The sequence below is a fragment of the Geodermatophilus sp. SYSU D01045 genome (assembly GCF_054050295.1).
On sequence record NZ_JBJGZB010000002.1, the window covers coordinates 181,146 to 203,695 of the forward strand.

Here is a 22,550-nt window from a genome sequence, read left to right on the forward strand (position 1 = left end):
GTCCCGTCGAGGACGCCGGGCAGCTCGGGCAGCTCAGCGGACGGCAGCGGTCTTCTCCCGCTCCGGGCGGGCGCCCGCCGCCGGCACCCGGGGCTTGTCCGCGTAGACGACGAGGCTCTTGCCGATCAGCGGGTCGAGCACCTTCTCGGCCAGTCGGGTGACCCACGGCCGCTTCGTCAGGTCCCACACCAGCAGCCGGTGGTAGGCGCGGACGACGGCGGCGTCCCGGTCCACGCCGACGGCGCACTTGAGCCACCAGTAGGGCGCGTGCAGCGCGTGCGCGTGGTGGCTGCGCCCGGGCACCAGGCCCGCCACCGACAGCCGGGCGCGCAGCACGTCCCCGCGGTAGATGCGGACGTGGCCGCCCTCGTTGGCGTGGTAGGCGTCCGACAGTGCCCAGCACACCCGCTCCGGGCCGTACCGCGGCACGGTGACGGCGACCCGCCCGCCCGGTCTGAGCACCCGGGCGATCTCGGTCATCGCGGTGCCGTCGTCGGGGATGTGCTCGAGCACCTCCGAGGCGATCACCCGGTCGACGCTCGCGTCGGGGAACGGCAGGTGCCGCAGGTCGCCGCGGACCACCTCGTAGCGCGCCCCCGCGGGGGCCTCGCCGGCCTCGGCGATCGCGCCCAGCCACCGCTTGGTCGTCTCGACCTCGGGCACGCCCCAGTCGACGGCGACCACCGACGCGCCGCGGCGGTAGGCCTCGAAGGCGTGCCGGCCCTCCCCGCAGCCGAGGTCCAGCACGGTCATGCCGGGGCGCAGGTCGAGCAGGTCGAAGTCGACGGTCAGCACGGACGACCCTCCCGGTCGCGCGTCGGGCCCGGCGTCATCCGCGGCGCCCCTTCCGGTCCAGCACCTCGGCGTACCAGTCCGCGGTCCGCTCCGCGGTCGAGCGCCACGTGTAGGAGGCCAGCACCCGGCGGCGCCCGGCGCGGCCGAGCTGCTCCTGCAGCGACGGCTTCTCCAGCACCAGCTTCAGCGCCGCCGTCAGCTCGTCGACGTCCCCGGCCCGCACCCGCAGGCCGGCCTGGGTGCCGACCACCTCGGGCAGCGCGCCGGCGTCGGTGGTGACCAGCGGGGTCCCGCAGGCCATCGCCTCGACCGCGGGCAGCGAGAAGCCCTCGTAGAGGGAGGGGATGGCGGCGACGGTGGCCGTCTGCAGCAGCCGCACCAGCTCGGCCTCGGGCAGCGGGCCGGTGAAGCGGACGGCGTCGCGCAGGCCGAGGCGGTCCAGCGCCGACTCGGCCGGACCGCCGGGGCGGGCGGTGCCGACGACGGTCAGCCGCACCGGCCGCTCGGTGCGCAGCTTGGCCACCGCCTCGAGCAGGTGCACCAGGCCCTTGAGCGGGACGTCGGCGCTGGTGGTGACGACGACCGAGTCGGCCTCGCGCGGCCGGTCGGCCGGCGGCGGGGTGAAGACGTCGGGGTCGATGCCGACCGGGATGACCTCGACGCCCGCGGCGGGGACGTGCAGGTGGGTCTCGATGTCGCGCCGGGAGCTCTCCGAGACGGTGGTGACCGCGTCCAGCCGGGGCGCCACGCGGGCCTGCATGGCGGTGAAGGCGTACCAGCGGCGCAGCGTCAGCCGGCGGCGCAGCGAGGACGCGGCGGCGAGCTCGAGCCGGCGGTCGATGGCGACGGGGTGGTGCACGGTCGCCACGGTCGGGACGCCCGCGCGGACCAGCCGCAGCAGCCCGTAGCCCAGGCTCTGGTTGTCGTGCACGACGTCGAACTGGTGCGCGCGGGGGAGCAGCAGCCGGGCGGCGCGCAGCGTGAAGGTCAGCGGCTCGGGGAAGGCGGCGGTGCACATCGCGGCCCACTCGGCGACGTCGATCCAGTCGCGGAACTCCGAGGGCCGCGGCGTCCGGAACGGGTCGGGCTCGCGGTAGAGGTCCAGGCTCGGCACCCGGGTGAGGGGGACGCCGTCGTCGAGCTCGGGATAGGGCTGGCCGCTGAGGACCTCGACGTCGTGGCCGAGGGCGGTGAGCTCCCGCGACAGCGCCCGGACGTAGACGCCCTGCCCGCCGCCGTGCGGCTTGCTGCGGTACGACAGCAGTGCGATCCGCAGCCGTCGTCCCATGCGCCGGACCCTACCGACCCCGTCCCGTCCACTTTCCGGGCCCGCCTGACAGGGTGACCGGCGTGATCCGACACGTCGTGCACTTCACCTGGTCCGACGCCGCCGACGAGGCCCGGCGGGCCGAGACGGTGGCCGCGCTGCGCCGGCTGCCCGAGCAGGTGCCCGGGTCGCTGGCGTTCACCGTCGCGCCCGACGCCGGCCTGGTCGAGGGCAACGCGCACACGGTCCTGGTCGCCGACTTCCCCGACGCCGAGACCTTCCGGCGCTACGCCACCGACCCGGTGCACCTCGTGGTGATCGCGGAGCACGTCCGCCCGTACCTGGCCGCCCGCAGCGCCGTCCAGTACGAGCTGTGACGCCGGCGCGCGGGTGTGCTGCGGCCCCGCCCGCCGCTGGCTAGCGTCCGGCGCGTGACCGGACGCCGCGCCGTGCTCGCCGCCACCGCGGGCCTGCTCACCGTCCCGCTGCTCGCGGCCTGCGGCGGGGACGAGGTCCGGGGCACGGCCTCGCCCGCCTCTCCCTCGTCGTCGTCCTCGTCCGCCGGGACCGACCTCGCGCCCGGTCTGCTGCCGGCCGAGGCGTTCGGCCCCGGCGCCCAGGTCACCCCGCTGACCGAGGCCCCGCTGGAGCAGGGCGCGGCGGTGGCCGGCGGCGCCACCGAGGACCTGCAGGTGACCCCGCCGGAGTGCGAGCCCGCGGTGCAGGGCACCTCGCCGTCCTTCGACGAGTACGACGACGTCGCCGCGCAGGTCGCCGTCGCCGGGACGGTGACCACCGTGCAGGCGCTGGCCTCCGGCGGCCCGGCCGAGGACGCGCCGGCCGGCTTCGGGCAGCACCTCGAGCAGTGCCGGGAGGTGCAGGTGAGCGCGCCGCAGATCGGCACGGTCACCATCGCCTTCGCCGAGCTCGACGTCCCCGACCTCGGCGACGGCTCCGCCGGGATCAGCTACACGACCACCGTGACCGGGCCCGACGGGCAGCAGCTGACCGTGCCGGCGCTGGTCGGCACCGTGCAGGACGGGGAGCGGGTGGTCGTGCTGCTGAGGACCGACACCTCCGGCGGGCGCCCGGACCTCATGGCGTTCACCGGCCTGCTCGAGCAGGCGTACGAGACGCAGGCCGCCGCCCTCGACTGAGGAAGGACCCCCACCGCTCGCACGCTCGCGGCGGGCCCCTGCAGGGGCCGGACAGGTCCGGGCCCGGCCGTCCACAGGGGCGGTCCCCTCCACAGGCGCACCGTCCGGGCGGATCGGGGTCCCGTTCCGCCCCAGGGTCGGCCGGGTGGACCAACCCCCGATCCCCGTCATCCGGCTCGGCGACACCGGCGAGGTCGCCGCCGCCCTGCCCCACCTGCTCGGCTTCCACCCCGCCGAGTCGATCGTGCTGGTCGGCCTGCGCGGGCCGAACGGCAGCCGCGTCGGCCTCACCGTGCGCGCCGACCTCCCGCCGCCCGCCGCGGCCCGCGCGCTGGCGGCCACGCTGGCCGACAAGCTGCTCACCGACGACCCGGTCGCGGTGCTGCTGGCGGTCGTGTCCGATGCCCCTGACGTCATGGCCCCCGACGACCGGTCGGCCCTCGTCCTGCCCCTCGGGCCGGGGGAGCCCGTGGCGGAGCTCCCGCACCGCGACCTGGTGCACGAGCTGGTGCTCGCCCTCGACGCCCGGGACGTGCCGGTGCGGGAGGCGCTGCTGGTCCGGTCGGGCCGCTGGTGGGACTACGACTGCCCGTACCCGTGCTGCGAGCCCGGCGCGGGGACGCCGCTGCCCGCCGGGGCGAGCCCGCTGGCCGCCGCGGCGGTGGCCGGCGGGGCGGTCCTGGCCGCCGACCGCGCCGCGCTCGCCGCGCGGATCACCCCGCCTGCCGGCGACCCGGGGGCGCCCGCGATGGCGGCGGCCTGCCTGGCGGAGGGCCGCGAGCACGCCGCCCGGCTCCGCGCGCTCGGCCGGGACGCGGTCGCCGCGGAGGCCGGCGCGGCGATCACCGCGGCCCTGGCCGAGTGCCGGCCCGGACCGGCCACCGCGGCCACCCGGCTCGCCGACGCCCGGGTGGCCCGGGTGCTGTGGGGGCTGACGATCCCGGACGTCCGCGACCGCGCGCTGGGCCTGGCGCTCGGCGACGACGCCGCGGCCGCCGAGGTGCTGTGGACCGAGTGCACCCGCCGCGCGCCGGTGCCGCTCGACGGACCGCCGGCCACGCTGCTCGCGGTCAGCGTCTGGCTGCGCGGCGACGGCGCCATGGCCAACGTGGCCCTGGACCGCGCCCTGGCCGCCGATCCCGACGCCCGGCTGCCCCGGCTGCTCGCCGACGGGCTGGCGCGGTGCCTGCCTCCCGCCCGGCTGCGCGAGCTGATCGGCAACACCCTCGAGGAGGCCGGGTGAGCGGGACTAGACGAGCTCGGGTCGCTCCCACTCCTGCCCGAGGACGTGCTCGGCGAGGAAGGCGATCACCGTCTCGTACCAGACCGTCGCGTTGCCGGGCGTGAGCACCCAGTGGTTCTCGTCCGGGAAGTACAGGAACCGCGACGGGACGCCGCGCTTCTGCAGGTCGTACCAGAGCCGCAGGCCCTCGCCGATCGGCACGCGGTAGTCCTTGTCGCCGTGGATCACCAGCACCGGCGTGCGGATGGCGTCGGCGAACCGGTGCGGGGAGTTCTGCTCGTAGCGCTTCTGCTCGACCAGCGGCATCCCCCACTCGCGCTCCCAGTAGTAGGCGGCGTCCGTGGTGCCGACGAACGAGTCGAGGTCCCACAGGCTCGCGTGGGTGACGATCGCCCGGAACCGGTCGGTCTGGGTGGCCACCCAGTTGGCCATGTAGCCGCCGAAGGAGCCGCCCATCGCCGCGGTCCGCTCCGGGTCCACCTCGGGCCGCTCCAGCGCGGCGTCCACGGCGGTCATCAGGTCGGTGTAGGGCGCGCCGCCCCACTCGCCCCAGCCCCGGCGGACGAAGTCCTGCCCGAAACCCTGCGACAGCGCCGGGTTGGGCAGCAGGACGGCGTAGCCGCGGGCGGCCAGCACCCACGGGCACCAGCGCCACGACCAGGAGTTCCAGCTCATCAGCGGCCCGCCGTGGATCCACAGCAGCAGCGGTGCCGGGGTCTCGGCGCTCGCGCCCTCGGGCAGCACCAGCCACGACTGCACCTCGGCGCCGTCGGCGGCGGTGGCCCGCACCTCGTGGAGGGTGCCCGGCAACGGCCCGAGCGCGCCGGGTGCCGGCAGCGGCTCGGGGTGCTGGCCGGTCGCGCGCGGGTCCAGGCGCACCGGCGCCGGCGGCTCGTCGTAGGCAGAGCGCAGCGCGAACAGGGCGCTGCCGTCGCGGGCCACCCGCAGGTCGCTGTAGGCGCCGTCGCCGGTCAGCCGGACCGGGGCGCCCCCGGCGAGCTCGACCCGGAACAGCGCGTGCCGGCCGTCGTCGTCGGCGAGGAAGTAGACGGCGTCGCCCTGGGCGCTGAACTGTGGGGCGCTGGGCCAGCGGTCGAAGTCGGGGGTCAGGTCGCGGGCGTCCCCGGAGGCGACGTCGACCAGCAGCAGCGTGAAGTCCGGCGGCTCGGCGTAGGTGGTCGTCGACTCGCGCACGCAGACCACCGAGGCGCCGTCGGGGGAGAACGCGGCGGCGTACACGTCGGCCAGCGGGTCGTCGACCAGGACCCGGCCGTCGCCGGTCGCGGTCTCGATCAGGACCAGCCGGTCGCGCCGGCCGGCCGGGCCGTCGGCGACCGAGTCCACGCGCACCAGCAGCCGGCCGTCGGGGGAGAGGGCCACCGCCTCCCCGGCGCCGAGCGGCGGGACGGCGTCGGGCGTCAGGTCGCGCAGCGGCACCGGCCCGGCCGGCTCGCCGGCGGGGTCCTCCGCGGGCAGCGCGCCGGCCCAGAACAGGTGCGGGGACGCCGGGCCGAGGTCGCTGTCCCAGTACCGGACCGGGTAGGCCTCGTGCAGCACCGCCGACACCCCGGCGTCGGTGCGGGCCTTCCGGCGCTGCTCGTCCTCGTCCGCGTCGGCGGCGCCGGGCATGCTCGAGGCCACCACGACGACCTCGCCGCTGTCGGCGGCGACGGCGAACCCGCCCACGCCGCCGGGCCGGGTGACCACCGGCCGGGCCTCCCCGCCGCCGGGCGGCAGCGCCCACAGCGCCGGCCGGGGCTCGCCGCCGTCCTTGCCCGCGGCGGGGTCGGGGCGGGCCGAGACGAACAGCAGCGTGCCGTCCGGGGCGAACGCCGGCGCCGCCTCACCGGGGGCGCTGCGGGTCAGCCGGCGCGGCGGGCGCTGCCCCTCGGGGTCGACGTCCCACAGTGCCGAGACCCACTTCTTCCGGTCGGCGTCGAGGGTCTGCACCGAGACCGCCAGCCGGCCGTCGTCGGCCAGCGCCAGGCCGGTCACCCGCGGGATCGCGACGAAGTCGGCCAGCCGGGCGAACGGGTGCGCCGGATTGGGCTCGGGAGCGGTCTCGGGCACGGCGTCGGACGGGCTCACCGGGGCTCCTCGCGGGGACGACGGGACGGTGCCGCCCACCGTAACCAGCAGCGCCCGGCCCCTCGCCGCAGCGGGGGACCGGGCGCTGCGACGCTCGGGGGCAGGGGGCGGCTACAGCTGGACGGCGGCCTCGACCGGGCTCAGGTCCTCGTCCAGCGCCGAGACGAACAGGTGCTGGGCCACGCCCTGCGGCAGCGGGTGCCCGTCGAGGCTGATCGTGCCGTTCACCGACTGCGCCACCATCGTGGCGCCGGGGCGGACGCCCTGGTCGGCGAGCTGCCGCAGCAGCGCGGCGTCCTCCTGGAGCTGCTCGCTGATCCGCCGGACGGTGACCTGACGGCCCTCGGCGGTCGCGGTGTTCGACAGCAGCGTCAGCGCGTCGAGGACGGCCGAGGTCTCCCCGCCGAGCGCGTCCAGGCCCGGGATCGGGTTGCCGAAGGGCGAGACCGTCGGGTTGCCGAGCAGGGTGAGCAGCCTGCGCTCCACCGCCTCGCTCATGACGTGCTCCCAGCGGCAGGCCTCCTCGTGGACCTCGGCGTAGTCGAGGCCGATGACGTCGACGAGCAGGCACTCGGCCAGCCGGTGCTTGCGCATGACGGCGGTCGCGAGGGCGCGCCCGGTCTCCGACAGCTGCAGGTGGCGGTCGCCCTCGACGGTCAGCAGGCCGTCGCGCTCCATGCGGGCCACGGTCTGGGACACCGTCGGGCCGCTCTGGTGCAGCCGCTCGGCGATGCGGGCCCGCAGCGGGACGATGCCCTCCTCCTCCAGCTCGAAGATCGTGCGGAGGTACATCTCGGTGGTGTCGATGAGGTCGTTCACTGGCACTCCTCCGTGTCGGCCCCGATCCTACGGCGCACGGGCCACCGGTCCGGGGATCGCGGACGGGCTCCCGGGCGAGGTCACACGGTGCCGCGGAGGGGACGGCCGCAGGAGCGCGGCGGTAGCGTCCGGACCGGGCACCGCCCGCGGGGCACCGGCCCGGCGGCGGGCCCGGCACGGACGGCGACGGCGACAGGGAGGGCCCGTGAGCGACTCGGTGGCCGTCGTGTGGGACGACGCCCTGCTCGGCTACACCATGGGCGGTGAGCACCCGCTGCACCCGGTGCGGCTGGACCTCACCATGCGGCTGGCCGACGGGCTGGGCGTGCTGGCGCCGGGCCGGGTGGAGGTGGTCCGCCCCACGCCGGCCGGCGAGGACCTGCTCACCCTGGTGCACGACCCCGCCTACCTGGAGGCGGTGCGGCGCGCGCCGACCCACCCCGACGAGGCGTTCGGCCTGGGCACCGCCGACAACCCGGTCTTCGAGGGCATGTACGACGCGGCCGCGCTCATCACCGGCGGCAGCGTGCAGGCCGCCGAGCTGGTGCACACCGGCCGGGCGCAGCACGCCGTCAACATCTCCGGCGGCCTGCACCACGCCATGCGCGACCGCGCCTCGGGCTTCTGCGTGTTCAACGACGCCGCCATCGCCATCGCCTGGCTGCTCGGCCAGGGCTACGAGCGGATCGCCTACGTCGACCTCGACGTGCACCACGGCGACGGCGTGCAGGCCGCCTTCTACGACGACCCGCGGGTGCTCACCGTGAGCGTCCACCAGACCCCGCTGACGCTGTTCCCCGGCACCGGTTTCCCCGAGGAGACCGGTGACCCCGAGAAGGCGCTGGGCACCGCGGTCAACCTCGCCCTGCCCAACGGCACCGACGACTCCGGCTGGCTGCGCGCCTTCACCGCCGTCGTCCCCAGCGTGGTGCGGGCGTTCGCGCCGCAGGTCCTGGTCACCCAGTGCGGCTGCGACGCCCACCACGAGGACCCGCTGGCCGACCTGGCGCTCACCGTCGACGGCCAGCGCGCCAGCTACCGGGCGGTGCACGAGCTTGCGCACGAGGTCTGCGACGGCCGCTGGATCGCCCTCGGCGGCGGCGGCTACGGGCTGGTGCGCTGCGTGCCGCGGGCCTGGACGCACCTGCTCGCCGAGGCGTCGGGGGAACGGCTGGACCCGGCGACGGCGATCCCGCAGTCCTGGCGCGACGACGTCGTCGCCCGCGGGCTGCGGGCCCGGCCGCCCACGCACATGACCGAGGGCGGCTACACCGGCTTCTCGGCGTGGGACCCGTACACCGAGTCCCGCGTCGACCGGGCGATCTCCCGCACCCGCACGGCGTCCTTCCCCTACTTCGGCCTCGACCCGGACGACCCCCGTGACTGACCAGCAGACCGTCGGCCAGCCCCCCGCCGAGGCGGCGCCGCAGCCGCCCGCGCACTGGGAGGCCGACATCATCGCCGCCGACGGCGGCACGGTGCACCTGCGCCCGATCTGCCCGGAGGACGCCGAGGGGCTGACCGGGCTCATGGACCGCAGCTCCGACCAGACCCGCTACTACCGGTTCTTCGGGCCGATGAGGCGGCTGTCGGACCGGGACCTGCACCGCTTCACCCACGTCGACCACGACGCCCGCGTCGCGTTCGTCCTGCTGCTCGGCGACCAGCTGATCGGCGTCGGCCGCTACGACCGCCTCCCGGGTACCACCGAGGCCGAGGTGGCCTTCCTCATCGAGGACGCGCACCAGGGCCGCGGCCTCGGCTCGGTGCTGCTCGAGCACCTGGCCGCCGCCGCCCGCGAGCGCGGCATCACCACCTTCGTCGCCGAGGTGCTCTCGCAGAACGGCCGGATGGTCCGGGTCTTCCTCGACGCCGGTTACCAGGCCCGGCGCTCCTACGAGGAGGGCGTCGTCCACCTGACCTTCCCGATCGCCCCCACCGAGACCTCCCTGGCGGTCGCCTACGAGCGCGAGCAGCGCAGCGAGTCCCGGTCGATCGCGCGGCTGCTCACCCCGTCGTCGGTCGCGGTGGTCGGCGCCAGCAACGACGAGGGCAAGATCGGCAACCTCGTCCTGCGCAACCTGCTCGACTACCGCTTCGACGGGCCGGTCTACCCGGTCAACCCCGGCACCCGGCACGTGCGCGGCGTCCCGGCCTACGCCTCCATCGAGGAGGTCCCCGGCGACGTCGACCTCGCCGTCGTCGCCGTCCCCGCCGACGAGGTCGCGGGCGTGGTGGAGGCCTGCCGGCGCAAGCGGGTCCGCGGCCTGGTGGTCATCTCCGGCGGGTTCGGCGAGACCGGGCCCGAGGGCCGCGAGGCCGAGCGGCGGCTGGTCGCCGCGGCACGCGCCTCGGGCATGCGGGTGGTCGGCCCCAACTGCCTGGGCATCGTCAACACCGACCCGGCGATCCGGCTCGACGCCAGCCTCGCGCCGCGGGTCCCCGGCCGCGGGCGGGTGGGCTTCTTCGCGCAGTCCGGCGCGCTCGGCGTGGCCCTGCTGGAGCGGGCGGGCAGCCGCAACATCGGCCTGTCCAGCTTCGTCTCGGCCGGCAACCGCGCCGACGTCAGCGGCAACGACCTGCTGCAGTACTGGGCCACCGACCCCGGCACCGAGGTCGTGCTGCTGCACCTGGAGAGCTTCGGCAACCCGCGCAAGTTCGCCCGGCTCGCGCGCAGCGTCGCCCGCACCAAGCCGGTGGTCGCGGTGAAGAGCGGCCGGCACGGCGGGCTCACCCCGGGCCTGGCCGGCACGTCGGTCGCGGTGCCCGAGCAGTCGGTGGCGGCGCTGTTCGCCTCGGCCGGCGTCATCCGGGTCGAGACCGTCGCCCAGCTGTTCGAGGTCGGCATGCTGCTGGCCCACCAGCCGCTGCCGGCGGGCGACCGGGTCGCCGTCGTCGGCAACTCGACGGCGCTGGGCGTGCTGGTCGCCGACGCCGTCCTAGACCAGGGCCTGACCCTGGCGCAGGAGGCGCCGGTCGACATCGGCACTGCCGGCACCCCGGAGGCCTTCCGTGCGGCGCTGCAGGAGGCGGTCGACGACGAGGGCGTGGACGCCGTCGTCGCGGTGTTCCTCCCGCCGCTGGTGCGCACCTCGCCCGACGCGTACGGCCGGGCCCTGCGCGAGGTGTCGCAGGACTCGGCCAAGCCGGTGCTCGCCACCTTCCTGTCGGCGGAGGGCATCCCGCCGGAGCTCACCGTGCCCGACACCGACGGCATGCCGGCCCGCGGCTCGGTCCCGTCGTACGCGACGCCGGAGCGGGCGGTCATCGCGCTGGCGCGGGTCGCCGAGTACGCCCGATGGCGCCGCCGGCCGGCCGGCACGGTGCCCGAGCTGCCCGGCGTCGACGCCGGCCGGGCCCGGTCGGTGGTGCTCGGCGCGATGGCGGAGTCACCCGGCGGGCGGCAGCTCACCGACGACGAGGTCATCGCCCTGCTGGGCGCCTACGGGGTGCCGCTGCTCGGCACGCGGACGGCGACCACCGCGGACGAGGCCGTCGCCGCGGCCGACGGGATCGGCTACCCGGTGGTGCTCAAGTCGACGGCGCCGTGGCTGCGGCACCGCACCGACCTCGGCGGCGTGCGGCTGGACCTGCCCGACGCCGGCGCCGTCCGCGCCGCGTTCGAGGCCATCCCGGCCGGCGACCCGGTGATCGTGCAGGAGATGGCCGCGCCGGGCGTGGCCACCGTCATCGAGGTCGTCGACGACCCGTCGTTCGGCGCCCTGGTCAGCTTCGGCCTCGGGGGAGTGGCCACCGAGCTGCTCGGCGACCGCGCCTACCGCACGCTGCCGCTCACCGACCTCGACGCCGCCGAGCTGGTCCGCGCGCCGCGGGCGTGGCCGCTGCTCGACGGCTGGCGGGGGGCCGAGCCGGTCGACGTCGCGGCGCTGGAGGACCTGCTGCTGCGGGTGGCCCGGCTCGCCGAGGACCTGCCCGAGGTGCTCGGCCTGACGCTGTCGCCGGTGATCGTCGGCCCGGCCGACCCCTGGCACGGCGGCCGCTCGCTCGTGGTCGCCGGCGGCACCGTGCGGGTCGGCCCGCCCACCGCCCGCGTCGACCCCGGCCCCCGCCGCATGCGCGACTGAGGAGCCCGGGTCACTTCCGCCAGAACAGGTGGTGGGTGACGCCGCTCGGGCTGGGCGCGACGTCCCGGTGGAAGCGGTCGAGCAGCTCGTCGGGTGAGGTCCACAGCCGGGAGCCGCCGCCCAGCTCGACCGGTGCGACGGCGACGTGCAGCGTGTCGACGAGGTCGGCGTCGAGGAACTGCCGGATCACCGTGGCGCCGCCCCCGAGCCGGACGTCGGCACCGCCGGCCGCCGCGCGCGCCTTCTCCAGCACCGTGGCCGGGTCGGCGTCGACGAAGTGGAACGTCGTGTCCGAGAGCGTGAACGAGGGCCGCACGTGGTGGGTCATCACGAAGACCGGCGTGTGGAACGGCGGCTCGTCGCCCCACCAGCCCCGCCACTCGAGGTCCGGCCAGGGGCCGCGGTGGGGCGAGAACTTGTTCCGGCCCATGATCTCAGCGCCGATGCCGTGGGAGAAGTCGCGGACGAAGTAGTCGTCCAGGCCGCGGCTGCCGCCCGGTCCGGTGCGGCCGGGGAAGCCCGCCGTGTCCACAGCCCAGGCCATCAGCACCCCCGGGTCGGCGTGCCCGAACGGCCGCTCCAGGCTCTGGCCCTCGCCCGCGCCGTACCCGTCGCTCGAGACGGTGAAGTTCTGCACCCTCAGCAGCTGGCCCACGGTTCCTCCTCGGTGTCGACGACGGGCTGACCGTCGCCGGCGCCGGAACTCATCGGCGGGTCCGGGTCAGGGACGGCGGCCGGTGAAGGCGAGCAGCTTCGCCTGGTCGTCGGCGTCGTCGGGGACCGCGACGCGCGGGCCGTAGTGCCCGCTGCCGCGCAGCGCGGCGTCCCACGGCTCGATGCCGGCGAGGAACGCCGAGGCCTCCTCCGCGTCCAGCGTCTCGTCCTGGCCGGTGGCGCGGGCCAGGTCCCAGGCGTGCACCAGGAGGTCCATGAGGCCGGTCATCGCGACCAGGTCCTCGAGGGGCATGTCCCCGGCGCGGGTGCTGGTCGGCCGGCGGGCGAGGTCCGGGTCGGCGAGCAGGGCCCGGATCGCCGCGTCGGTGGCCCGCCAGGCGCCCGCGGGGTCGTCGTCGACCGACGGGTGCGCGGGCACCGGCAGGTCGACGGCGGGGAAGTAGAGGGACGGCATCCACTCGACGAGGTGCCGCACCACGTCGCGGGCCACCCAGCCCTCGCACGGCGCGGGGGCGTCCCAGCGGTCCGCGGGGACGCCGTCGACCCTCCGGCCGAAGTCGTCCGCGAGCCTCGCCCACCGCTCCGCCGTGTCCGCCATGGCCGCCTCCTCAACCGTTCGGTTGAGCACGAGCCTGGCCCGGGGTGCGGTCCCTGTCAACGCCGAGAGCCGGCTCCCCCGTGGGGGAGCCGGCTCTCCGGAGGCGGTGCCTACGCCAGGTAGTCGCGCAGGGCGTCGGCGCGCTGCGGGTCACGCAGCTTGGCCATCGTCTCGCGCTCGATCTGGCGCACCCGCTCGCGGGACAGGCCGAACTGCTTGCCGATCTGCTCGAGCGTGCGGGGCTGGCCGCCGTCGAGGCCGAAGCGCAGCACCACCACGTCGCGCTCACGGTCCTCCAGCGTGGAGAGGACGTTGCGCACGTCGCCCTTCATCATCTGGAAGGCCACCGCGTCCTCGGCCACCGCGGCGTCGGCGTCCTCGATGAAGTCACCGAGGCGGGACTCCTCGTCGGCGCCGACGGTCTGGTCGAGGCTGACCAGGTCGCGGCTGTACTCGAGCAGCTCGGTGACCCGCTCGGGCGTCATGTCGAGCTCGAGGCCGAGCTCCTCGGCGGTGGGCTCGCGCTCGAGCTCCTGGTGCACCCGCCGGCGGGTCCGCACGACCTTGTTGACCTGCTCGGCCAGGTGCACGGGGAGCCGGATGGTGCGGCCGGAGTCGGCCATCGCGCGGGTGATCGCCTGGCGGATCCACCACGTCGCGTAGGTCGAGAACTTGAAGCCCTTGGTGTAGTCGAACTTCTCGACGGCGCGGATGAGGCCGACGTTGCCCTCCTGGATGAGGTCCAGGAACGTCATGCCGTGGCCGGTGTAGCGCTTGGCCACCGAGACGACCAGGCGGAGGTTGGCCTCGAGCAGGTGCCGCTTGGCGGCCTTGCCGTCGACCGCGAGGGCCTTGTAGTCGCGCTGCAGGGCGGGGGTGAGCTGCCGCTCGGCGAGCAGCCGCTCGGCGTAGAGGCCGGCCTCGATGCGCTTGGCCAGCTCCACCTCCTGCTCGGCGGTCAGCAGGGCGGTCTTGCCGATGGTGTTGAGGTACACGCGCACCAGGTCGGTCGACACCAGGCCACTGGTGTCCGGCTCGCGGCGGGGCGAGCGGACCTCGAGGGCGTCGCTGGGGGAAGACTGGAGGAGCGTCACGGGATGTCTTCGTCCTTGCTCGGAGTTCGGATGCACCGCCGGCTGTCCGGTGACGGTGGCGCACCCGCGTCGGGGATGGGGCTCCGTTGTCCGGCGGGGCCCCCGCGGTTCGTTCGTCCGTTGTGGTCCGTTGTGTTTCGCCCCGTACAACGGTCCCGACGGGGCCAGGTGTTCCACGCGGCCCGGGTTCACAGAGAACGCACAGGCCGTGTGTTCGGTCACCCCCCGTACCCGTTCCGTCGCCGGGTCAGACCTCCAGCAGCAAGGTCATCGGCCCCTCGTTGACCGACGCCACCGCCATCCGCGCGCCGAACACGCCGGTCGCGACGGAGGTCCCGCGCCGCCGCAGCTCCGCCACCACCTCGTCCACCAGCGGCTCGGCGACGTCCCCGGGCGCGGCGGCGTCCCACGACGGACGGCGGCCCTTCCGCGTGTCGGCGTAGAGGGTGAACTGGCTCACCACGAGGACGGGCAGGTCCAGGTCGCCGGCCGAGCGGGCGCCGTCGGTGGTGGGGAACACCCGCAGCTCGTGGACCTTCCGCGCGAGCGCGCGGGCCCGGCCGGCGTCGTCGTCCCGGCCGACGCCGACCAGCGCGAGCAGGCCCGGCCCGATCTCCCCGACGACGGCCCCGTCGACGGTCACCGAGGCCGAGGACACCCTGCTCACCACCGCGCGCACCGGCCCATCCTGCGCGACCGGTGCGCGACGACCGGACCCGCTCCGCCCCGGCGGGACGGTCAGCGGTCCCCGCCGCCGGACACCGCCCGCGGGACCACGTCGCCCGGGGCCCGGGGCCTGGGGACGAGGACCGCCGGCGGAGTGGGGACCCGGACGAAGCTCTCCTCCGACCACCAGCGGAGGTAGGTGTCCTCCCCGACGGACTCCCGGAGGACGGCGGTCTGCGACGCGTGCGCCCGGAGGGCCTCGAGCTTGCGACGCGCGGTCCGCCCGTGCGCGCGGACCTGCAGGGCCACCTCCGCGTCGGGCACGGACGGCGGGTGGGCTCCGGGCATCCACACGGCGGAGCGCTCCGTGAGCCGGCCCCAGCGGCGGTGGAAGCTCTCCGTGAGCGTGGCCTGCAGCAGCAGGGCGCGGCACCCGTCCGCCCGCCAGGCCCGCTCGACCCAGTCCGACACGGCCGCGTGGTCGGGGTGCCCGGTCAGGCCGTCGCGGCCGAAGGTGAGGACGGTGTCCGGCCGCACCTCCTCGAGCAGGGCGCGCACCGCCCGGCCGCCGACGTCCGGGGGTACGGCGGCGCACCGCCCGTCCCGGAAGCCGAGCCACCGGTGGTCGGTGACGCCGACCGCGGCCAGGCCGGCCACCACCTCCAGCCGCCGCAGGCCGGCGACCGGACCGTCGCCCCCGAGCTCGCCGTCGGTGGCGGTGACCACGACGACGGTCTGCCCCGCGTCCCGGGCCTCGGCCATCAGTGCGGCCGACAGGTAGGCCTCGTCGTCCGGATGGGCCCAGACCCCCAGGACCGTCCCCAGCTGGGACACCGTCAGCTTCTGCGGCACGGCCGCCTCCTCGTCCCGCACCGGTCGGGCGCTCTGCCCGCCCGGCCGGCCGGTCCGACCCGCTCCCTGGGTCGGCGAGGCAGCATCCCGCGTCCCGTGGCGGTCGCACCAGAGTCGTCCGGTGGCGGTCGCGCCAGGGTCGTCCGGTCCCCGCGAACCGGCGTCTCGACGGCCGGCAGCCCGGGTGGGACGCTCGGCCCGCGGGACGGCAGCCGCCCCGCGCCACGGCCAGCAGCATCGTCGAGGGGTCGCCGTGGACGTCGTCGAGGCCGGTGGGTGGACCATCGCCTACCACCGCGCGGGTGCGGGCGCGCCGCTGCTGCTCCTGCACGGTGGGTGGAGCGACGGCCGGGAGTGGCGGCCGCAGCTGGAGGGGCTGTCGGACGACTTCGACGTGGTCGCGTGGGACGCGCCCGGCTGTGGCGCGTCCCCCGACCCGCCGGCCGACCTGCCCCTGGCCGGGTACGCCGACGCGGTGGCCGCGCTCGTCGAGGGGCTCGGCCTGGGCCGGGTGCACCTGTGCGGGCTGTCCTTCGGTGGCGGGCTGGCCCTCGCGGTGTGGCAGCGTCACCCGGAGGCGGTCCGCTCCCTGGTCCTCGTCTCCGCCTACGCCGGGTGGAAGGGGTCGCTGCCCCCGGAGGAGGTGGAGGCCCGGCTGCGGCGGGTGCTCGCCGAGGTCGACCGCCCGCCGGCGGAGTGGATCGACGGCTACCTGCCCGGCTTCTTCGCCGGCCCCGTGCCGCAGGAGACCCTCGACCTCGTCCGCGGCGTGATGCTCGACGTCCGTCCGGCCGGGACGCGGTCGATGCTCACCGCCTTCGCGGACGCCGACCTGCGGGACGTGCTGCCGACCGTCGCCGTCCCGACGCTGCTGCTCTGCGGCGCCGAGGACGTGCGGGCGCCGCGGCCGGTGGCGGAGGCCCTGCACGCCGCGATCCCCGGATCCCGGCTGGTGCTCCTCCCCGGCGTCGGCCACGTCGTCAACCTCGAGGCCCCCGCGGCGTTCGACGCCGCGGTGCGCCGCTTCCTCCTCACCGTGCCGTGAGCCCCGAGGGGCCGGCCGGGGACGGTCCCGGCGTCCGTCGCGGTGGCTCCCGGAGGCCTCCCGCGCCGCGGAGCGGCGGGATGAGCGGCGTCCGGCCGGCCGGTCCCGAGGACGCCGGCGCGGTGGCCGACCTGCTGGTGCGCTTCTTCCGCGAGGAGGGGTTCGCCACCTCGGAGGCCGACGTCCGGGCCCGCGTCCGCCCGTTCCTCGCCGAGCCGGCCAACCACCTGCTGGTCGCCGAGGCGGAGGCGGGCGTCGTGGCGGTGGCGACGGTGACGACCACCTTCGGCTTCGAGGTCGGCCGGAACGCCGAGCTCGAGGACCTCTACGTGCTGCCGGGACACCGCCGGCAGGGCTGGGCCGCGCGGCTCGTCGACGCCGCCGCCGACTGGTGCCGCGATCGTGGCTGCGCCGAGCTCGACGTCGTCGTCACGCCCGCCGGACAGCGGTCGCACCGGCTGGCGGAGTGGTACGGAGCCCGCGGGTTCACCCGGACGGGGCGGGAGGTCCTGACCCGGGCGCTGTGACGGGGACCGGCACCCCGTCGTGCGGGACGCCCCTGGCCCGGGGTCGTCCGCGGGTGCCGGGGCCGGCGGCCCGCGTGCCAGACTGCCCCGTGGCGCCGAGGACGCGGTACGCCCGGAGCGGGGACCTCGCCATCGCCTACCAGGTGGTCGGGGAGGGGCCCTTCGACCTCGTGGCCGCCCCCGGGTTCATCTCCCACCTCGACTGGAACTGGCAGGAGCCGTCGCTGCGCCGGTTCCTCGAGCGCCTCGCCGGCTTCAGCCGGCTGATCCTGTTCGACAAGCGGGGCACCGGCCTGTCCGACCCGGTGCCGGGCCCGGCCAGCCTCGAGGAGCGGGTCGAGGACCTCACCGCGGTGATGGACGCGGCCGGCTCCGAGCGGGCGGCCCTCTTCGGCGTGTCCGAGGGCGGGGCGATGGCCCTGCTCTTCGCCGCCCAGCACCCCGAGCGCACCCGGGCGCTGGTGCTCTACGGCGCCTACCCGCGGATCACGCGGGGTCCGGACTTCCCCTGCGGGGTGGAGGAGCCGGTGATGACGGCGATGCTGTCCGGGCTGGTCGAGCACTGGGGCGAGGGGGCCGGGCTGGGCGCCTGGGGCCCCGGACGCCGGGACGACACGGCGCTGCGCGCCTGGTGGGGGACGCTCCAGCGCCTGGGTGCCAGCCCCGGGATGGCCCGCCGGGTGTTCGAGCTCTACCCGCACATCGACCTGCGCGACGTCCTGCCCACCATCCGGGTGCCGACCCTGGTGCTGCACCGCCGCGGCGACCTGATGATCCCGATCGGCATCGGCCGGTACCTCGCCGAGCACATCCCCGGCGCCCGGCTGGTCGAGCTCCAGGGCGACGACCACCTCTTCTTCCTCGGCGACACCGAGACCCCGCTGGCCGAGATCCAGGAGTTCCTCACCGGCACCCGCCCGTCGGGCCGGGCCGCCACGACGGTCCTTGCCACGGTGCTGTTCCTCGACCTGGCCGGCTCCACCGAGCTGGTCGCGCGGGTCGGGGACGCCGCCTGGTCCTCCATCCGCGACCGGTTCCTCGCGCTCGCACGCGAGGAACTGGCCCGCTACGGCGGGCAGGAGGTCGACGTCGCCGGCGACGGGCTGCTCGCCACCTTCGACGGCCCGGCGCGGGCGATCCGGTGCGCGGTCGCGGTGCGCGAGGCCGCCGCGACCGTCGGGCTGCGGCTGCGGGCGGGGGTGCACGCCGGGGAGGTGGAACGGGCCGACGGCGGCGGGGTCAGCGGCCTGGCGGTGCACATCGGGGCGCGGGTCGTGGCGGAGGCGGCGCCGGGGGAGGTGCTCGTCTCCGGCACGGTCAGGGACCTCGTCGTCGGCTCCGGGCTGGAGTTCGTCGAGCGCGGCGTCCGGGCGCTCCGGGGCGTCCCCGGCACCTGGCCGCTGTTCGCCCTGGCCGCCTGAGCACGCCCGGCTCCGGGCGGTCAGGCGGCGCCGGTCCTCCGCTCGGTGAGCAGCCCCCGGCAGACGGCCGAGATGTCGACCAGCCCGACCAGGTGCCCGTCCCGCACCACGGGCGCGTAGACGACGCCGGCCGCGAGCATCCGCTCCGCGGCCTCGGTGACCGGCGTGTCCGGCGCGACCAGCACCATCGGCGGCAGGGGCAGCTGGGTGAGCCGGACCTGCTCGAGGTCCCGCCCGTCGGCGACCACCTGGGCGACGTCGCTGTCGCAGACCAGGGTCACCGGTTCCTGCGCCGCGCCGTCGGAGACCACGACCAGCGCGTTGTCGTGGTGCTTCTTCATCAGCCAGGCGGCCGCGGCCACGTGGGCGTCGCGCTCGACCGTCGTCACCGGGGGCCGCATCACCTCGCCGACCGTGACGTGACCGGTGGTGGTCGTGGTCATCGGGTCCTCCTCTCGAGCGGGGCCGCCGCGGGAAGGGGAGCCCTCCAGGGGCCCGGGACGAGTCTGCTCCCGAGGGCGGGCGCGGCACCAGCAGCACCGGAGCCGCGGCGCACGACCTCGACCGGGGCGCGGACGTCCGTAGCGTTCGTCGAGCGGACCTGGCTCCCGGTGGACTCGCCCGTCCTCGACGCCGACGGGAGGGCGGTCGGGGTCCTGCACCACGTCGAGGACGTCTCCCGTCTCGTCCGCGGGACGGCGCTGGAGCGGCTGGTCGCCGGGGGCACCGCGTGGGTGTCCGTCGCGCCGGGGGCCGGGCCGCTGCGCGAGGCCCTCGAGCGGGCCCGCCGGGACGCACATCGGCGGCAGGAGCGCACCAGCACGTCGCTCGGCCGGAGCGTCGAGGCGATCGAGCGGGTGAGGCGCGTGCCGGCGGCGAACGACTGGCGTTCCCCGGCGCGGAGGACCGACTGGTCCCACCCGGCCGCCGGACCGCCCCGGGCCGGGGCGGGGGAGAGGCCGGCGACGTCGTCGCGGCGAGGCGGGGGCGTGCGGTGACGCGTCTCGCTACCGTCTGCGTGTGCCCGGGTCAGAGGCCGGCGGGATCGACGTCGGCCAGCTCCTCGACGAGGTGGAGGCGGCGCCGCCCGTCGACGCGGTGCCGGTGGTGGCGGCCAGGCTCGCGGAGATGGTCGGCGCCCGCGAGGTGCACTTCCTCATCACCGACTTCACCGGCCGCTCGGTCGTCCGGCTGACGTCCACGGGCCGGGTGGAGGGCGCCCGCAGCCAGGGGGCCGAGCAGGCCGAGACGGTGCCCCTGAGCGGGAGCCCGTACGGGCGCGTGCTGCGGACGCAGCAGGTCGACGTGCAGCACGTCGACGCGGGCGCCCGGGTGATCGTCCCGGTCACCAACCGCGGGGACGCCATCGGCCTGCTGGAGCTGCTGCTGCCCGGCCCGCCCTCCCCGTCCGAGGTCGCCACCGTCGAGACCGCCGCGCACGCGCTGGCCTACGTCCTCGTCGCCGCGCGGCGGCACACCGACGTCTTCGAGTGGGGCATGCGCTCCACTCCGTTCACCCTGGCCGCGGAGATCCAGCGCCGGCTGCTGCCGGCGGCCTACACCTGCGAGGCGGGGCAGTTCACCCTCGCCGGCTGGCTGGAGCCGGCCGCCGAGGTGGGCGGGGACACCTTCGACTACAACCTCGACCGGGACTCCCTGCAGCTGTCGATCACCGACGCGGTCGGCCACCAGGTCGAGGCCTCGCTGCTGGCCACCCTGCTGGTCGGCAGCCTGCGCAACGGGCGCCGCAAGGGGCTCGACCTCGGCGCGCAGGCCGGCTACGCCAACGACTCCCTGGCCCGGCACGCGACGCCCGGCCGGTTCGTCACCGGGCAGCTCGTGCGCGTCGACCTGCGCACCGGCACGGCGCTGGTCGTCAACGCCGGGCACACCCTGCCCCTGCGCCTCCGCGCGGGTGCCGTGGAGGAGATCGCGCTGCGCGTCGAGCCGCCGTTCGGCGTGCTCCCGGGCAAGACCTTCGACGTGCAGCCGCTGCCCCTCGAGCCCGGCGACCGGATGGTCTTCCTCACCGACGGCATGCTGGAGCGCAACGCGGCGTCGCTGGACGTGGCCGCGGCGCTGGTCGCCACCGCGGACCTGCACCCGCGCGAGGTCGTCCAGGCCCTGGGCGCGGCGGTGCTGCGGGCGACCGGCGGGAACCTCCGCGACGACGCGACGATGCTCTGCCTCGACTGGTACGGCGGACCGCCCCGGGAGCGCACCACCGAGCAGGGGGCCGACCCCGGCCACGCCTCGTCGGGCGCCTGACCCCGGTCCGGCACGGACCGGGACACCGGTGCGGGGTACCCGCCGCCTCCGGTCAGGACGGCTGCAACCGCGCGGCCAGCCGGCGGGCCAGCTCGCGGGCCTCGGCGCGGGCCCGGTCCGCGCGGTCGGCCGCGGCCTCGGGGGCCGCGACCCCCGGGGCGGGCCCGGGGTTGGCGTCCGGCTCGGGCAGCGAGGTGGCCAGGCGGACGGCGAACCCGGTCGGGGTGCGGAACGTCTCGACGGTGTCGCAGGCCTGCCGGGCCACCCACAGGCCCGCTCCGGCCGGTGACGCGCCGTTCCCGCGGGGCACGAACCCGGCCAGCGGGTCGTCGAAGCCGTCCCCGCAGTCGGTGACGGTGCACTCCAGCCGGGTCGGCGTCGTCCACACCCGGACGGCGACCGGCGGCGTGCCGTGCCGGAAGGCGTTGCCGAGCACCTCGGTGACCGCGGCGGCGAACCGGCCGTACGACCGCGCCTGCCCGTCCGCGCCGTCCAGCGCGGCCCGCACGTGGGCGCGCAGCTGCGGCAGCCGGGTCGCGTCGGTCAGGCCGGCCAGGACGAGGGCGGGCGGGCCGTCCGGCACCGCGGGCGGCGGGCTCGCGGAGTCCCGCCGCAGCACCGTCGCGGGCTCGACGTAGCGGTCGCCGGGCACGAGACCGCCGGCGGTCAGGTGCAGGGGGTGCGTCTCCTCCACCCCGTCCCGTACCCGGTCGGAGATCGCGCGCCGGTCGTAGACGCACAGCGCCGTCAGCGGCAGTGGGGCCAGCGCCACGGTGAGGGCCGCCTCGTAGCGGTGCCACTCCGCCCACCGCCCCGGGCCGGGAGGAACGGCGGCGACCAGCCGGACCCGCGGGGCACCGGCGGCGGTCCGGCGCTCCACGAGCCGGCGCCAGGTGGCCAGCGCCCGCGCGCAGCCGGTCCAGACCTCCCCGGACGACAGCCGGAGGACGCGGTCCCCGCCGCCGGAGGCGCGGGCCAGGAGCGCGTCGTGCTCGTCTCCGCAGGCGAGCACCACCGCGTCGCCCGCGGCCAGCCCGTCGGCGAGGAAGGGCGCCGCCGCGGCGACCAGTTCGTCCGCGGAGCCGTACAGGAGCGCGGCGTGCAGCAGCTCCGCTCCGGTGCCGGAGGTCATGGCCGCCCCGCCACCACGTGCACGCCCGGCAGCTCGTCGACCTCCATCAGCTGCAGCATGAGCTCGACCGGCGGCTGGGGGGCGACGAGCAGGACGTGCCCGCCGGCCAGCCGGAACCCCAGCGTCGCGTCCTCCAGCCGCCAGCAGGACCCGGCGTCCAGGTGGGTCACCTCGGCCAGGTCCAGCCACAGCACCCGCGACGCGCCCCGGCTCGCCGTCGCCAGCACGGCCTCGAAGACGTCGGCGTTCGTGCCGTCGACCTCACCGTGCAGGGCCAGCCCGTCCAGGTCCCGGGTCGTGGCGAAGGTCGCCTCGTGCACCCCGGACCGGTGGACGGCGAGGACGTCCTCCAACCGCGACCCCGCGGTGCCCGCGTGCGGGTACTGGCACAGCGTGTGCACCGGCCGGGTGCAGACCAGCTCGTCCATCTGCTGCTCGACCACCCGGTGCGCGGCGGGGTCGAGCGCACTCAGCCAGGCGGGCTCGTCGGCCGCCATCCGCACCCCGGCGAAGCCCTCGGCCAGCGCGCGGTCCACCACGGTGGCGTGGCTCTCGGCGCCGTAGAAGTCCTCCGCCGTCAGCACCGCGAGCCGCCCGTCGCGCACGGCCGCGGTCGCGTCCGCACCCCGTCCGTCCAGCGCGGCGACCAGCGCGTCCACGGGCCGCCGCGGGGACCCGGTGCAGACGACCTTCTCGCCCAGGTCCAGCCCGCGGCGGACCCAGGCGGTCAGACCGGTCAGCTGTTCGTCCTCGGACCGGTGCAGCTGCAGGACGTGCTCGCCGCACTCGGTGCCGGGGACCTCCCCGACAACGCCCAC

At 76.6% G+C, this 22,550-nt stretch carries 22 protein-coding genes; 10 read left to right on the top strand and 12 right to left on the bottom strand.

Features of this window, described 5'->3' with window-relative positions; all coding sequences use genetic code 11:
• Positions 1–33: 33 nt before the first annotated feature.
• Together ACI798_RS02640 and ACI798_RS02645 are read right to left on the bottom strand one after the other, a co-directional pair.
• Complete coding sequence (locus tag ACI798_RS02640) at positions 34–795, bottom strand: class I SAM-dependent methyltransferase (RefSeq protein WP_457047158.1); 762 nt, start codon at positions 793–795, stop codon at positions 34–36.
• Positions 796–829: 34 nt separating this feature from the next.
• Positions 830–2,083, bottom strand: coding sequence for a glycosyltransferase family 4 protein (locus tag ACI798_RS02645; protein ID WP_457047159.1), 1,254 nt, complete (start codon positions 2,081–2,083; stop codon positions 830–832).
• 62 nt (positions 2,084–2,145) lie between these two features.
• On the opposite strand from ACI798_RS02645, the gene ACI798_RS02650 reads away from it, so the two are divergent.
• From ACI798_RS02650 to ACI798_RS02660, 3 genes are all read left to right on the top strand, one after another.
• Positions 2,146–2,439, top strand: a complete 294-nt coding sequence (locus ACI798_RS02650) for a Dabb family protein (protein WP_457047160.1) — start codon at positions 2,146–2,148, stop codon at positions 2,437–2,439.
• 54 nt (positions 2,440–2,493) lie between these two features.
• The gene (locus ACI798_RS02655; RefSeq protein WP_457047161.1) at positions 2,494–3,219 is read left to right on the top strand and encodes a hypothetical protein; all 726 of its coding nucleotides are present in this window, start codon (positions 2,494–2,496) and stop codon (positions 3,217–3,219) included.
• A 145-nt stretch (positions 3,220–3,364) separates the two neighbouring features.
• Positions 3,365–4,462 carry a DUF4192 domain-containing protein gene (locus tag ACI798_RS02660; protein ID WP_457047162.1) on the top strand — a complete coding sequence of 366 codons (1,098 nt, stop codon included), beginning with the start codon at positions 3,365–3,367 and terminating at the stop codon, positions 4,460–4,462.
• Positions 4,463–4,468: 6 nt separating this feature from the next.
• Here the strand turns inward: ACI798_RS02660 and ACI798_RS02665 are convergent, their stop codons facing one another.
• Positions 4,469–6,550, bottom strand: a complete 2,082-nt coding sequence (locus tag ACI798_RS02665) for a S9 family peptidase (protein WP_457047163.1) — start codon at positions 6,548–6,550, stop codon at positions 4,469–4,471.
• A gap of 111 nt (positions 6,551–6,661) precedes the next feature.
• A complete protein-coding gene (locus ACI798_RS02670; protein WP_456939761.1) occupies positions 6,662–7,369 on the bottom strand; it encodes a metal-dependent transcriptional regulator in 708 nt (235 codons plus the stop codon).
• 205 nt (positions 7,370–7,574) lie between these two features.
• On the opposite strand from ACI798_RS02670, the gene ACI798_RS02675 reads away from it, so the two are divergent.
• Together ACI798_RS02675 and ACI798_RS02680 are read left to right on the top strand one after the other, a co-directional pair.
• On the top strand, positions 7,575–8,756 hold the full coding sequence (locus ACI798_RS02675) for an acetoin utilization protein AcuC (RefSeq protein WP_457047164.1): 1,182 nt from the start codon (positions 7,575–7,577) through the stop codon (positions 8,754–8,756).
• The gene (locus tag ACI798_RS02680; protein ID WP_457047165.1) at positions 8,749–11,454 is read left to right on the top strand and encodes a bifunctional acetate--CoA ligase family protein/GNAT family N-acetyltransferase; all 2,706 of its coding nucleotides are present in this window, start codon (positions 8,749–8,751) and stop codon (positions 11,452–11,454) included. Before ACI798_RS02675 ends, ACI798_RS02680 begins: the two co-directional genes overlap by 8 nt.
• Positions 11,455–11,464: 10 nt before the next feature.
• Here the strand turns inward: ACI798_RS02680 and ACI798_RS02685 are convergent, their stop codons facing one another.
• The 5 genes from ACI798_RS02685 to ACI798_RS02705 all read right to left on the bottom strand — a co-directional run bounded on the left by ACI798_RS02685 (position 11,465) and on the right by ACI798_RS02705 (position 15,339).
• Positions 11,465–12,109 (bottom strand): dihydrofolate reductase family protein, encoded by a 645-nt coding sequence (locus tag ACI798_RS02685; protein ID WP_457047166.1) that lies wholly within the window; start codon positions 12,107–12,109, stop codon positions 11,465–11,467.
• Between the two features lie 66 nt (positions 12,110–12,175).
• On the bottom strand, positions 12,176–12,727 hold the full coding sequence (locus ACI798_RS02690; RefSeq protein ID WP_457047167.1) for a TIGR03086 family metal-binding protein: 552 nt from the start codon (positions 12,725–12,727) through the stop codon (positions 12,176–12,178).
• Positions 12,728–12,837: 110 nt separating this feature from the next.
• Entirely contained in the window at positions 12,838–13,821 is a 984-nt protein-coding gene (gene sigB, locus ACI798_RS02695) for an RNA polymerase sigma factor SigB (RefSeq protein WP_456939766.1), read from the bottom strand.
• 247 nt (positions 13,822–14,068) lie between these two features.
• Positions 14,069–14,500, bottom strand: coding sequence for a D-aminoacyl-tRNA deacylase (gene dtd / locus ACI798_RS02700; protein WP_457047168.1), 432 nt, complete (start codon positions 14,498–14,500; stop codon positions 14,069–14,071).
• A gap of 59 nt (positions 14,501–14,559) precedes the next feature.
• A complete protein-coding gene (locus ACI798_RS02705) occupies positions 14,560–15,339 on the bottom strand; it encodes a PIG-L deacetylase family protein (protein ID WP_456939768.1) in 780 nt (259 codons plus the stop codon).
• 253 nt (positions 15,340–15,592) lie between these two features.
• On the opposite strand from ACI798_RS02705, the gene ACI798_RS02710 reads away from it, so the two are divergent.
• The 3 genes from ACI798_RS02710 to ACI798_RS02720 all read left to right on the top strand — a co-directional run bounded on the left by ACI798_RS02710 (position 15,593) and on the right by ACI798_RS02720 (position 18,332).
• Entirely contained in the window at positions 15,593–16,384 is a 792-nt protein-coding gene (locus tag ACI798_RS02710; RefSeq protein WP_457047169.1) for an alpha/beta fold hydrolase, read from the top strand.
• 80 nt (positions 16,385–16,464) lie between these two features.
• The gene (locus tag ACI798_RS02715; protein WP_456939770.1) at positions 16,465–16,911 is read left to right on the top strand and encodes a GNAT family N-acetyltransferase; all 447 of its coding nucleotides are present in this window, start codon (positions 16,465–16,467) and stop codon (positions 16,909–16,911) included.
• Between the two features lie 89 nt (positions 16,912–17,000).
• Entirely contained in the window at positions 17,001–18,332 is a 1,332-nt protein-coding gene (locus ACI798_RS02720; protein WP_456939771.1) for an adenylate/guanylate cyclase domain-containing protein, read from the top strand.
• A gap of 20 nt (positions 18,333–18,352) precedes the next feature.
• On the opposite strand, the gene ACI798_RS02725 is transcribed toward ACI798_RS02720, so the two are convergent.
• The gene (locus tag ACI798_RS02725) at positions 18,353–18,775 is read right to left on the bottom strand and encodes a CBS domain-containing protein (RefSeq protein WP_456939772.1); all 423 of its coding nucleotides are present in this window, start codon (positions 18,773–18,775) and stop codon (positions 18,353–18,355) included.
• Between the two features lie 168 nt (positions 18,776–18,943).
• On the opposite strand from ACI798_RS02725, the gene ACI798_RS02730 reads away from it, so the two are divergent.
• Positions 18,944–19,330, top strand: a complete 387-nt coding sequence (locus ACI798_RS02730; protein ID WP_456939773.1) for a hypothetical protein — start codon at positions 18,944–18,946, stop codon at positions 19,328–19,330.
• A gap of 22 nt (positions 19,331–19,352) precedes the next feature.
• Positions 19,353–20,600 (top strand): PP2C family protein-serine/threonine phosphatase, encoded by a 1,248-nt coding sequence (locus tag ACI798_RS02735; protein ID WP_456939774.1) that lies wholly within the window; start codon positions 19,353–19,355, stop codon positions 20,598–20,600.
• Positions 20,601–20,652: 52 nt separating this feature from the next.
• On the opposite strand, the gene ACI798_RS02740 is transcribed toward ACI798_RS02735, so the two are convergent.
• Positions 20,653–21,732 (bottom strand): anti-sigma factor RsbA family regulatory protein, encoded by a 1,080-nt coding sequence (locus tag ACI798_RS02740; RefSeq protein ID WP_456939775.1) that lies wholly within the window; start codon positions 21,730–21,732, stop codon positions 20,653–20,655.
• Positions 21,729–22,550: an MEDS domain-containing protein gene (locus tag ACI798_RS02745; RefSeq protein ID WP_456939776.1), complete on the bottom strand. Its 822-nt coding sequence runs from the start codon at positions 22,548–22,550 to the stop codon at positions 21,729–21,731. Before ACI798_RS02745 ends, ACI798_RS02740 begins: the two co-directional genes overlap by 4 nt.